The sequence below is a fragment of the Corallococcus sp. NCSPR001 genome (assembly GCF_017309135.1).
Lineage (GTDB): Bacteria > Myxococcota > Myxococcia > Myxococcales > Myxococcaceae > Corallococcus.
This window is the reverse complement of the sequence record NZ_JAFIMS010000002.1, coordinates 5,460,094-5,472,879: the sequence shown is the minus strand read 5'-3', so window position 1 is coordinate 5,472,879 and position 12,786 is coordinate 5,460,094. Positions and strand designations below refer to the sequence as shown.

Annotated in this window: 6 protein-coding genes; 1 reads left to right on the top strand and 5 read right to left on the bottom strand. The window is 70.6% G+C overall.

All coding sequences use genetic code 11. The annotated features are described in order from the left end of the window. Nucleotides 1-133: 133 nt before the first annotated feature. A complete protein-coding gene (locus tag JYJ93_RS24125) occupies nucleotides 134-2,167 on the top strand; it encodes a membrane dipeptidase (RefSeq protein WP_206795038.1) in 2,034 nt (677 codons plus the stop codon). 71 nt (nucleotides 2,168-2,238) lie between these two features. Here the strand turns inward: JYJ93_RS24125 and JYJ93_RS24120 are convergent, their stop codons facing one another. From JYJ93_RS24120 to JYJ93_RS24100, 5 genes are all read right to left on the bottom strand, one after another. Continuing rightward, a complete protein-coding gene (locus JYJ93_RS24120; protein WP_206795036.1) occupies nucleotides 2,239-3,495 on the bottom strand; it encodes a hypothetical protein in 1,257 nt (418 codons plus the stop codon). Nucleotides 3,496-3,549: 54 nt separating this feature from the next. Beyond that, nucleotides 3,550-6,060: a TonB-dependent siderophore myxochelin receptor MxcH gene (gene mxcH / locus JYJ93_RS24115; RefSeq protein ID WP_269012405.1), complete on the bottom strand. Its 2,511-nt coding sequence runs from the start codon at nucleotides 6,058-6,060 to the stop codon at nucleotides 3,550-3,552. Between the two features lie 118 nt (nucleotides 6,061-6,178). Continuing rightward, the gene (locus tag JYJ93_RS24110; protein ID WP_206795032.1) at nucleotides 6,179-7,459 is read right to left on the bottom strand and encodes a 3-deoxy-7-phosphoheptulonate synthase class II; all 1,281 of its coding nucleotides are present in this window, start codon (nucleotides 7,457-7,459) and stop codon (nucleotides 6,179-6,181) included. Beyond that, entirely contained in the window at nucleotides 7,456-11,835 is a 4,380-nt protein-coding gene (mxcG, locus tag JYJ93_RS24105; protein ID WP_206795030.1) for a myxochelin non-ribosomal peptide synthetase MxcG, read from the bottom strand. Before mxcG ends, JYJ93_RS24110 begins: the two co-directional genes overlap by 4 nt. A 45-nt stretch (nucleotides 11,836-11,880) precedes the next feature. Beyond that, nucleotides 11,881-12,786, bottom strand: a complete 906-nt coding sequence (locus JYJ93_RS24100; RefSeq protein WP_206795029.1) for an isochorismatase family protein — start codon at nucleotides 12,784-12,786, stop codon at nucleotides 11,881-11,883.

Here is a 12,786-nt window from a genome sequence, read left to right as displayed (position 1 = left end):
GCGAGCAGGTGACAACCCGCCGCGCCGCGCAGTGCGTCAATGTCATGCGTCACCGCGCTTAGACCGTGAGATTTGATTAGCTGGAACCGGTGCTGATACGCCCGGTGCACCTCCACCCGGAAAGGTGCATCGCATGTCGCGTCATTCCCGAATTGTCTCAAGATTTCTGTCTTCACCGCTGCTCGCGGCCACGTCGCTCGCGCTGGCCTGCGGGCCTGTCACCGACGAGCCGCCCGCACCCGCGGAAGCGCCCGCGGAGGTGGCCCAGCCGCTCGCGGTGAGCGGCTTCGCGGAGATGCATCACCACATGTTCGCGGAAGAGGCCTTTGGCGGCGGGTGGTTCCACGGTGGCCACACCGGCACGCTGGCGAGCTGTGACGGCGGCATGCCGGAGAGCGACCACGCGCGCGTCCGCATGGACCTGCGGGACATGCTCAACCTCTGTCCCAACTCCGGCAGCGTGAACCTGGGCGGCATCCCCATCCTGTCGGACGTCTTCGGCGTGGGGGGCGCGGTGGCGTCGGAGGTCATCGGGCAGGTGGAGGGCACCGAGGGCGACACCGGCCTGCACCTGGGCCGCATGGAGACGCCCACCCAGTGGCCGCGCTGGGACACCATCGCGCACCAGCAGGCGTGGGAGGGCTGGCTGAACAAGGCCCGCCAGGGCGGCATGTCCCTGGTCATGGTGTCGCTCGTCAGCAACGAGTTCCTCTGCAAGGCGCTGCCGTACCAGAACCTCAAGCGGCCCTGTGACGAGATGATGGACGTGGACGTCCAGCTCCAGATGGCCCGTGACTTCGACGCGCGCACGGACTGGGCGGAGATCGCCCTGTCGCCCGCGCACGCCCGGCAGATCATCGCCCAGGGCAAGCTCGCCATGGTGCTCTCCATCGAGTCCAGCAAGCTCTTTGGCACCAAGGACTGGCGCGCGGAGTTGAACCGCGTCTATTCGCTGGGCGTGCGCTCGTTGCAGCCCGTGCACCAGTTGGACAACCGCTTTGGCGGCGCGGCCCCGCACAACGCCATCTTCCAGGTGGCCCAGTTCCTGGAGAACTGTCACATCGACACGGACTGCGGCCTCACCGGCAACGGCTTCACGCTGGGCTTCGACGTGGACGCCAACTGCAAGAACACCAAGGGCCTCACCGCGGACGGCAAGGCGCTGGTCCAGGAGATGATGAACAAGGGGATGCTCATCGACATGGCCCACATGTCCGAGAAGAGCGTCCAGGACGCCTATGCCCTGTCCCAGGGCCGGACGTACTACCCGCTGTTCATCTCCCACGGCCACTTCCGCGAGGTGATGAACCCGGAGCTGGCCGCCAACGAGAAGACGACGCCGTCGTGGGTGGTCCGCTACGTGCGCCAGACGGGCGGCATGTTCGGCCTGCGCACCGCGCACGACGAGACGCGCAACTACAACCGCACGCCGGTGGCCAACAACTGCCAGGGCTCCACGCGCTCGCTGGCGCAGGCGTACGAGTTCGGCCGCCAGGGCCTGAAGGTCAACATGGGCTTCGGCGCGGACCTGAACGGCTTCATCCAGCAGACGCGCCCGCGCTTCGGTGACTTCGGCGCGTGCTCCGCGGGCTTCCGCGCGGAGGCGGACGCGCAGGAGGAGCAGCAGCGCGTCTCCGGCCCGCCGCCGCTGGGCACCGACTTCGACGTGTACGGCCTGGCCCACGTGGGCCTGCTGCCCGACGTGGTGAAGGACCTGAAGCAACTGGGCGTCAACACCTCGGGCCTGGAGGGCTCCGCGGAGAACTTCATCCGGATGTGGGAGCGCGCCAACGGGACGCGCACCGGCATGGCGGACGCGGCCAACGACATCGACACCGGCGGCGTGGACCCCTACGTCGCCAAGGCCACCCGCGAGGCGGCGTACCCGAAGATCTGCGGCAAGGCCTACGCCCCCAGCACCAAGCTGGTGTCGGAGACGTGCCGCTTCGACGCGGAGTGCAAGTCCAGCCTGTGCAGCGCGTGGGACGACTGCGGTGACGTGCCGGGTGTCTGCACCTGCTCCACGGACTCGCACTGCGCCTCGAACCAGTTCTGCGGCTGGGGCACCAATGACGGCAAGTGCGTGAACAAGCGCCCCAAGGGCTCGCTGTGCTCCTCCGGCCGCGAGTGCCAGTCCGGCAAGTGCTCGTGGCTGATGTGCACGTGAGCTTCCCGTCATGAAACGGCCCCCGGGATCTTCGGATCCCGGGGGCCGGATGTTTCAGGCGGCCTTGCGGACTAGCGCAGCTGCAGGAACGAGAACGACAGGCCCTGGTGCGTGGCCACCAGGTTGCCGCTCAGGTCCGTCAGCTCGCGGTAGTTCGTGGTGCCGCTGTTATTGGTGAACTCGCTGAACACCGTGCGGCCGTTCATCTCGTAGAGGAAGGAGCTGCCCGTGCTGGCCGGCAGCGTGTCCACCAGCGTCGCCTGGGTGCCGGCGGCCGGGTCGATCTTCCACCACTTCCAGGCCACGGCGCTCGCCAGGGTGCGCGCGACCGTGTCCGCCGCGACCGGGGAGACGGTCTCATCCAGCACGCGCAGGTAGCCCGTGCCGTTGGGGCCCGCGAGCAGCGAACCGGTGGCGCCGCCGTTCGTCAGCGTGCTCAGCTCCTTGAAGAAGGACTCGTCGTACTTGTTCGTCGCCGGGTCGAACTTCAGCAGGCACGGGGTGGGCACGCTGGGGTTGGAGCCGGACACGCGCTTCTCCGCGGCGCCGTACGCCTCCGTCGCCAGGTAGACCTTGCCGTCCGTGCCCACGATGCCGTCGCGCACGTAGCCGCAGCGCTCATCCGTCACCACTTCCGCGGCGTCGTTCGTGGTGTCCACCACGATGATGCCCGCCTTCTTGGTGACGGCGGCGCCCGCGCGCCAGCCCAGCGGCATCAGCACCTTGGTGCCCACGCGCAGCGGGTTGGAGGCGAAGGTCGTCGAGCTGCCGGCGACGGTCATCGCCGGCAGCGAGATGCTGTTCGTCAGCGTCATGTCCTTCGGGTTCCAGATGATGACCTGCGAGTTGCGGCCGTCGAAGTAGTAGGCCTTGGTCTCGGAGACGAACTGGAACTGGTTCTGGTACTCGCCGATGGAGGTGACGCCCTTGCCCGCGAAGGTGACCTCACCGGTCTTCTCCAGCGTGTTGCTGGCCGTCAGGTCGTAGCGGGTGACGGTGGCGCCGGCGCTGCTGGAGACGAAGAGGGAGCCCGTCTTCGAGATGCCGGAGCCCAGCGCGCGGCCGTTGATCTGCGTGGCGTTGGCCGTGGACAGCGGCGTGGCCGGGTCCAGCGTCTCCGTCAGGATGACGTAGCTCGTGGAGTTGCCCTCGACGCTGACCTGCGCGACGAACGCGTACATCGGCGTCGTCGTCGTGCCACCGTCGGTGCCCGTGCCCGCGTCCGGGGTGGTGTTGTCGTCGTCGTCGCTGCAGGCCGCCGTCGTGAAGGCGAGGGAGAGCGTCAGGAGCAGACGCGCGGAGGTGCGGAGGAAGGGTGAAGGCTTCAAAGGACTTCCCTTTCAAGTGGGGTGTGGGTGCGGCGAAAGACAGGGAGGCGATGTTCAGCGCTCCAGCGTGAACTTGGCGGCGATGAGCCGACCGGGGCGCTGGACCCCGTAGAAGTCGTAGGTCTGGGCGTTGGTGATGTTCTGGAAGTCCAGCGTCCAGCTCAGCCGCGTCGTCATGTCGCGGATGACGTAGGTGAGCGCCAGCCCGTGCGTGAGCTGTGAATCGATGCCCAGCTTCTCGTCGTTGCCCAGCGCCTCCCAGGAGAGGAGGAAGCCGTCCAAGTAGCGCGTGCGCCACGTGACGAGCAGCTCGTCCTGGAACTTGAGCAGGCCGGTCACCCGGGCCTGCGCGCTGCCGTTGGCGGTCAGGTAGGGACGGTTGGGGATGCGCTGGTCGTTGAACTCGGCGTAGTTGCCCTCGCCGGATGTGTTGCGCAGGTCCTGATACGTGGCGTTGCCATCCAGGCTCAGGTAGCGGCCCGGCGACGTCCACCCCACGGAGCCCATTCCGCCCAGCGAGCGGGAGCCATGGACGTTCTGGTACGTGAACGAGCTGCCCTGGCCAATCAGGATGATGAGCTGATCCGTCAGCCGGGCGAAGCCGCCCACGTTGGCGCGGAAGCTGCCGGCGCGGCCGGGCTCGGACGCGTAGCCCAGCCCCAGGTTGAAGTTGTGGCTGGTCTCCGGCTGGAGCGTCAGGTTCGCGTCGATGAGGTTCCCGTCACCGAAGAGCTCATCCGGGCGTGGCAGCCGCGTGGCCCACTCGTACGAGGCCTTGGCGCTGAGCTCGGGGGTGATGCGGAAGCGCAGGCCGTCCCCCACGCCCAGCTCGTGCGCGGTGCGGCCCTGGTCCAGGAACTCCGCGCTGGCCAGCAGCTTCCGTGCCCGCACGTCCTGGAGGTAGTCCTTCACGAAGGCGATGTTCTGCAGCCGCCCGTCCATGGCATCGAACTGGTACTCCAGGCCCGTCACCAGCGACGTCACGCCTCGGGGCGCGGAGAGCGGATCCGGCTGGTTGTTCGCCTGGAGCCGGCGGTCCTCGCCCGTCCGCGCCACGAACGTGGGCGACACCGCGAGCCGCAGCGTGTGCGGGCCGCCGGGCACGGGCGTCCAGGCGGCGTTGAGCCGCGCGAACGCGGTGTGCTGGTTGACGTAGCGCTCCGTGCCGCCTTCGGTGATCTCCCCGGGCTGGGGCAGGGTGAGGAAGCAGCGGCCATACCAGTCGTAGGCGCACGAGCCGATGTCGAGGAACCGGTTGCGGCGGAACGTGTACCCGCCCACCGCGTCCACGCTCACGCCCGGGTCGTAGGTCTGCGCGTAGCGCAGCGTGGCGCCCGCGGAGCCGTCGGCGGTGGTCACCTCGCCGTAGGCGGACTCCATGTTGACGTCGTTCTGGATGTCGCGGCCGGCGGCGTTGAAGAAGCCGCGCACCAGCAGCCGCCGCGCCCAGGGCTTGTCCACGAAGCCCGCCTCGACGCTAGCCCCGCCCGCGCGGTAGCCGTCGTGGAAGCGCCGCACCTCCACGGGCACGGGCTTGCCCAGGTCGTTGGGCACCTCCACGTTGACGGGGTAGTCGTTGCGCGCGTCGTCGTAGAAGCCGTGCGCGCGCACCATCAGGCCGGTGGAGTCCTGGTAGTGGCGCCCGCTCGCGGTGAAGCGGTGGGTGTTGAAGGAGGCCAGCTCGTAGGAGCCCGCCACGGCCGAGCCGCGCACGTCCTGGTCCGTGACGAGCTCCACCGCGCCGCCAAGCACGTCCGCGCCGAAGCGGATGGGCACCACGCCCGTGTAGACCTCCATCTGCTGCACCAGGTTCACGGGCACGTTCGCCAGGCCCGGGCCGTAGCCCGCGAACTCCAGCGGCACGCCGTCGATGAAGAAGCGCACCTGATCATCCGACAGGCCCGCGATGGAGATGCGCGCGCCGCTGCCCAGGCCGCCCGTGCGGCGCACGTCCACGCCCTCCGTGCGCGCCAGCGCGGTGCCCAGGTCGGCGGACTCCATGCGGGCCTGCTCCAGCTCGATGACCTGCACGGCCTCCGCGGACTTGCGGCGGCGCTCGGCGCGCGTCTCGCCCACGGAGGTGACCTCGACGTCCTCCTCGTACTCGGTCGGGGCCTCGTCGTCCTGGGAGGCCGGGGCCTTCGGGCCGCTGGACAGCGCGGGCGGGGGCGTGGCGGCCACGGCCTTGGAGCGGCCGGGCAACTGGAAGACATACGTGTACGTGACGCGCGCGGGGGCCAGGACGCCGTTGCGCTTCGCGGGCATGAAGCGGAACTGGAGCGCGGCGGTGCGCGCGGCTTCATCGAAGCCGTGGCCCACGGGCTCCATCACCTCCGCCTCCGTCACCACGCCCTGCGTGTCCACGCGCAGGCGCAGACGGACGTTCGCCTCCAACCGCGCGCGCTCCGCCTCCTCGGGGTAGGGCGCTTCCACGGCGTGGATCAGCTTCGGCAGCTCGATGACGGGCTCCGCCGGAGCGGCCTCGGGTGTGGCCGCCGGAGCCTCCGCCTGGGTCGTTCCCGCGTGCGCCAGGCCCCCGAAGCAGATGGAAGACAGCAGGGCCACGCCCACCTGGGACCGCCACCTGCGCTTCGCCTGGGTCGTGATTATGAAAATGGTTATCATTTTCAACGGCGCGACGTTTAGCCGCACGTACTCCGGACTGTCAAGGCTCCATGGCAAGTCAGGCAGCGCGGTCCTGAGGGGTGCGCACCGTGGTGTGGAGGCCGTCCGCGACGCGGAACGCGAGCTGGAGGGATTGGTCTGCGTTGAGGCGCGGATCACAGTGCGTGTGGTAGCGGTCGGAGAGGTCGTCCTCGGACACGTCCAGCGGGCCGCCCAGGCACTCGGTGACGTCCTGACCGGTCATCTCCAGGTGGAGGCCACCGGGGTGCACGCCCTCGGCGGCGGCGACCTGGAGGAAGCCCATCACCTCCGCGAGGATCCGCTCCAGCGAGCGCGTCTTGTAGCCGTTGCTGGCCTTGTGCGTGTTGCCGTGCATCGGGTCGATGGACCACACCACGGGGCTGCCGTGGCGCCGGGTGGCGGCCATCAGCCGGGGCAGGCGCGCGGCGACCTGATCCGAACCGAAGCGCCCGATGAGCGTGAGCTTTCCGGGGAGGCCCTGGGGGTTGAGCGTGTCGATGAGGCGGACCAGGTCGTCCGGCTCCATCGTGGGACCGCACTTGAGCCCGATGGGGTTCTGGATGCCGCGCATGAACTCCACGTGGCCGCCGTCCAGTTGGCGGGTGCGCTCGCCAATCCAGAGCATGTGCGCGGACGTGTCGTACCAGCCGCCCGTCGCCTCATCGACGCGGGTCATGGCCTGTTCGACGTTGAGGAGCAGGGCCTCGTGGCTGGTGAAGAAGTCCACCGGGCGCACGGCGCCTTCGGACTCCGGCCGGTGGCCCAGGAGGCGGGTCAGGTCCGTGTAGCCCTCGCGCGCGAAGGCCCGCACCAGTTGCAGCGTCTCCGCGGACTGGTGGTACGCGCGCAGCAGGCGCTGGGGATCCGGTGTGCGCTCGCGCGCGTCGAAGTCCATGCCGTTGATGATGTCGCCGCGGTAGCTGGGCAGGGTGACGCCGTTGACGGTCTCCGTGGCGTTGGAGCGCGGCTTGGCGAACTGGCCGGCGATGCGGCCCACCTTCACCACCGGGCAGCCACCCGCGAACGTGAGCACGCCCGCCATCTGGAGCAGCAACTGGAAGGTGTCGCGCACGTTCCGCGCGGAGAACTCCTTGAAGCTCTCCGCGCAGTCGCCGCCCTGGAGCAGGAAGGCTTTGCCCTCGGCCACCTGTCCCAGGGCTTCGCGCAGACGGCGGGTCTCCTCGGCGTGCACGAGCGGCGGCAGGCGCGCCAACTCCGCCTCCACGCGCGCCAGGGCGGACGGGTCCGGGTAGTCGTCGGGGATGTAGCGGACCGGTTTCGCCCGCCAGGAGGAGGGGGACCAGGAGGAGTTCGTCACGGGAGCGCCGTCACTTTCGGGGGCAGGATTCCCTGCGCGACGCAGGAGTCGAGGTATCGGTAGAGGAGGGTCCGGTCCGTGGGAGGGCAGCGGACGCCGGTGCCCTCCAGCGCGGCCAACAACCGCTCACAGCGGATGGGGCCCAGGCCGAAGGCCGGAGTGGAGTCCCCGCTGCGCAAGTCGAAGAACGCGAGCGTGGCGTCGTGGCCGCCGGAGCCCTTCGCGACGCGGTCGCGCCACTCCGGCACGTGGCACAAGTCCAGCGGGTAGCCGTAGTCGCGCACCCAGCCGAAGAGCTCCGACAGGCGCACCTCCGCGGCGGGCGTCACGTTGAACACCGCGCCCGGATGCGACGCGCGAGAGAGCTGGACGATGGCGCTGGCCACGAAGTCCACCGGCGTCCAGACCTCGCCCACGTCCAGGAGCGGCAGGGCGCGCACGGGCAGGCCCGCGAGCACGATGCGCCACACCAGGTCCTGCGTGTTGACGAGCGCGGTGTCCGGAGCGCCCACCACGCGGCCCAGGCGGTACACCGTCGCGGGCAGGCCGCGCTCGGAGGCCTGTTGCACCAGCCGCTCCGCGATCCACTTGCTCTGCTGGTAGCCGTCGCGAAGGCCCGGGTGCGCGGGGACGAAGGCCTCCGGCACGTCCGGGGACAGGTTCGCCTGGGGCGCCACCGCCAGCGTGGACACGTAGTGGAAGGGCTTGGGGCGGACGGCGGCGGCCAGCTTGAGCAGCTCGCGCGTGCCGCGCACGTTGACGCCCTGGAGGCTGCCGTACTCGCGTACCACGCTGACCACGGCGGCGTTGTGGATGACCGCGTCGCACTCGGCCGCGAGCCCGTGGAAGCGCGTGGCGTCCAGGCCCAGCAGGGGCTGGGAGAGGTCCGCCGGAAGCGCGAGCACCCGCGCCTCCAGTCCGTTCAGGGGCAGCTTCTGGCCGGTCAGCGCCGAGCGCAGCCGCTCCATCGCCTGCGCCTCGTCCTTCGCGCGCACGGGGCAGATGATGCGCGCGTCCGTTCGGGTCAGGAGTTGGTGGAGCAGGTGCGCGCCGACGAAGCCGGTGGCACCCGTGAGCAGCACCTGGCGGTAGTCCTGGCGCGACGGCTCGCGCGCCCAGGCCTCGCCCGTCGTGGAGGGGACGATGTCCTCGCCGAGCTCCGCGTCCGCGAGCATCGCGGCGGTGAGGCCGCCAGCCTCCGCGCCGCCCGTGCTTCCTCCCTGGAGCGCCTGGGCGAGGCCGGACACGGTGGGGTGCTTGAAGACGGTGGCCACGGGGACGTCGCGGCCCACGGCGATGCCCAGGCGGTTGGCCACCTGGATGCTCTGGAGGGACTGGCCGCCCAGCTCGAAGAAGTCGTCCTGGAGCGACGTGGCGGCGCGGCCCAGCACCTGCTCCCAGACCTCCAGCACCGTGCGCTCCATGGGGGTCGCGGAGGCGAGCAGCGCGGCGCTCTCGTCCGCGGGCGTCGCGTTCTGGAGGGCCTTGCGGTCGATCTTCCCGGTGCTGGTGCGCGGCAGCCGCTCCGCGAAGGCGAAGGCGCCGGGCACCATGGGGGCGGGCAGCGCCGCGAGCAGGTGCTTGCGCAGCTCCGCGGGCGACGGCTCGGGCGAGGCCACCAGGTGCGCGCACAGCCGGCGGGAGCCGCCCGGCAGCACCTGTCCGACGACGGCGGCCTCGCGGATACCGGGGTACTTCAGCAACACGGTTTCGACTTCAGCCGGGTCGATGCGGTGGCCGCTGATCTTGAACTCATCGTCCACGCGGCCCACGAACACCAGCTGGCCGTCTTCGCGCACGCGCACCTTGTCGCCGGTGCGGTAGGCGCGGGGCGTTCCCTCCACCGCGTCCAGGCGGGTGAAGCGGGCGGCATCCAGCTCCGGGCGGCCCAGGTAGCCGCGAGCGAGCGCGCCGCCCATGAGGCACAGCTCGCCCTCCTTGCCGGGGGCGGCCAGCCGTCCTTGCGGCGTGACGACCGCGGCGATGACACCGGGCAGCGGGCGGCCGATGGGGACCTCGTCACTGGAGGGCAGGGCGTCCGGCCCCGCGATCTCCGCGACGGTGGCGACGACGGTGGCCTCGGTGGGGCCGTAGGTGTTGAGCAGGCGCACGCGGTCGTCGGCGACGTCCTTCCAGCGGACGATGCGCTCCGGCAGCGCCGCCTCGCCGCCGATGATGACGGTGCGAAGCGCGTCGGGCAGCCGGGCAGCGCCGGTGGACAGGCTGTAGGCCAGCTCGTGCCAGAAGGCGGTGGGCAGGTCGAGCAGGGTGATGCCCGCTTCGGCGCAGGCCTCCATGAGGCGCGGCACCGACTGGAGCATCTCGTCCGTGCGCAGCACCAGCCGCCCGCCCGCGCACAGCGTGACGAAGATCTCCTCCACGCTCGCGTCGAAGTGGAGCGGAGCGAACTGGAGGACCCGGTCCTCGGGACCGACGCGGTAGCGCTGCGTCGCGCTCGCGACGAAGTGGGCCAGCGCCCCGTGCGAAATCTGCACGCCGTTGGGCTGCCCCGTGGAGCCAGATGTGTAGATGACGTAAGCGAGCCGGACCTCGGCGCTCGACGCGGCTTCCGCATCGCGTGCACCTGGCCGTTGGGCAGCTGGAGCCGCCGCGCTGGCAGGCTCCGTCGAATCCGGCGCCGAGGTGGCGGCCTGGTCCAGCCGCTGCACGACGAGCCCACCCGGCGCGGTTGGATCCGTGTCGGGCAAGGGGCGCTCGGACACCACCATCACGGCGGGCCGCGCGTCCTGGAGGATGGCCGCGTTGCGCGTGGCCGGTCCGGTCGGGTCGATGGGCAGGTAACCCGCGCCCGCGAACAGGATGCCCAGGCTGGACACGATGGCGTCGATGCCCCGGGGCACCTTCACCGCCACCGCCGTGTCGGGCCGCACGCCCGCTTCAACCAACCGCGAAGCCAGCGCCTGCGACGCCGTCACCAGCTCGCGGTAGGTCATCCGCCAGCGGCCGTGCTCCAGCGCGACCGCGTCCGGACGGACCTCGGCCTGGGCCTTCAGCAGCTCCAGCACCGGGCGCACCGGCGGCACCGGTCCGCCATCCAGGACGGAGCCAACCTCGCCCGTCGCGGAACGCCGCACCGGCTGCTCCGGCTGAGCCAGCAACGACTCCAGCAACTGGAGGAACCCGCGCTGGTGTTCCTTGAGCGCGGCCTCCGTGTAGCAGGAGGGATTCGCGTCCAGATCCACGCGCAGGGCCGTTCCACCCGACCGCGCATGGAAGCCGAAGGACAGGTCCTCCACCGGACCCGCGGAGATGTTGTGCGCCGTGCCCGGCACGCCCGCGAAGTCCAGGGCGTAGTCGAACGGCATGATGTTGACGACGGGGCCGAACAGCTTGCGCTGTCCACCCACGAGGCGCAGGTCGCGCCGCAGCTGCTCGTAGCGGTAGCGCAGGTGCGGACGCGCGGCCTTCATCTCCGCCGCCACGTCGCGAGCCAGCGCGTACAGCCCCGCGTCCGGCCTTACGGAGACGCGCAGCGGAACGATGTTCATGGCCATGCACGGCACGCGCAGCGACGCCGAACCCAGCCGGCCCATCACCGGCAGGCCCAGCACGGCCTCCGGCGCGCCCGTGCGCTGGTGCAGGTAGATGGCCGTCACGGCCAGCACCAGGTCGGACCAGCTCACGCCCGCCTGCTTCGCGCCCGCCTGCAGCGCCGCCATCAACTCCGGCCGCAGGTGCTCCGACCGCCGCAGGAAGCGCGACGACATGGGGGCCGCCTCCGCGAGCAGCGGAGGCACCGGCGCGTCCTCGAAGCGCTTCACCCAGAAGTCGCGGTCCTTCTCAAACTGGGCGCCGCTCCAGTACGCGACGTCCTCTTCCAGCACGGGGCCCAGCCGGTTGAACCCCGCCGGCGCGGCCTTGCCCGTCACCTCCGCCGTGTAGAGCTCCGCCACCCGCCGGGCGAGCAGCGAGAAACCATAGCCATCCATGGCGATGTGGTGGATGCGCTGAAACCAGAAGGACCGCTCCGGCCCCACGGTGAGCAGCGCCTGCGCGAACAGCGGGCCAGTGCCCAGGTCCACCGTGCGGCCCAGGTCCCTCCACATCCACTCCCGCGCGGCGGCCCAGGGATCGGCCTCGCCGCTCAGGTCCACGTGCTGGAGCGTCCAGTCCGTCCCCGCGTCGATGCGCTGGACCGGACCCTCCGCGCCCGCGACGAAGCGCGAGTGCAGCGCGTCCGCGTCCGCCACCGCCTTGCGCAGGGCGGACTCGAAGCGCACGGGGTCCACGGCGCCGCGGAGCTCGATGCACTCCCCGGCGTTGTAGACGGGGCTCTTCAGGTCGAGCTGTTGCCCCACCCAGATGCCGTGCTGGGCCGCGGTCAGCGGGCGGTGGTCCTGGGATGGGGGAAGCATGACGGGGAAACTCCGAGGGGAAGAAGGGGCCGCCCCGAGGGCGGGTCAAGAGACGCGAGCGCCAGGGGCCATCGCGACAGGCTGCTTCGCGGCGAGCAGCGCGTACCAGTCGGTGAGCGTCGGCTTCTCCGCGAGCTCCACGAAGGACACCTCCGTGCCTCCCTGCCGCCAGCGCTCCACCAAGCTCATCAGGCGGATGGAGTCCATGCCGCGCTCGAGCAGGTTGTCGTCCTCGCCAATCGCGGACGCGGACTCCATCAGCAGCTCCGCCACGTCCGCGCGAAGCTGATCGCGGTCCACCGCCGCGCCGGCCGACTGAACCGGCATCGCGTCCATGAGCTGCTGCGTGGTGGTGACGAACGCCACGAGCTTCGAGGCGTACTCCAGCGCCATCTGGTGCTTCTCCAGCGAGAAGTCCGCGACGGCGTCCGCGACGAGGAAGGGGCGGATCTCACTCATGGAGCCATCGCTGGCCGTCTGCAGGCAGCCGATGTGCGCGTAGATGCCGCAGATGATGAGCTGGTCGCGCCCGTGCTCGCGCATCAGGTCCATCAGGCGCGTGTTGCGGAACGCGCTGTAGCGCCACTTGGTGAGGACGGTGTCGCCCTGGGCCGGGGTGAGCTCGTCGATGATCTGCTGCTTCGGGCCGGCGCGGACGCCGGGGCCCCAGAACTCCAGTTGGAGGCCGCGCTGCTCCGGCGTCTGGTCTCCCGGCTGCGCGGAGTAGATGACGGGGATGCCCAGCTTCACCGCGTGCTCGCGCAGGCGCTGGATGTTGGCCACCAGGTCCGTCACCGGGGACTGCCCCTGGGTGAAGGCGTCCACGAAGTAGCGCTGCATGTCGTGGATGAGCAGGACGCAGCGCTGGGGCTCCGGCGTCCAGGCGAGCTTGTTCCGGGGCAGGTCCGCCGCGCCGGGCATGGAGTAGGGGGCAATGGCAGGCAGTGCCAT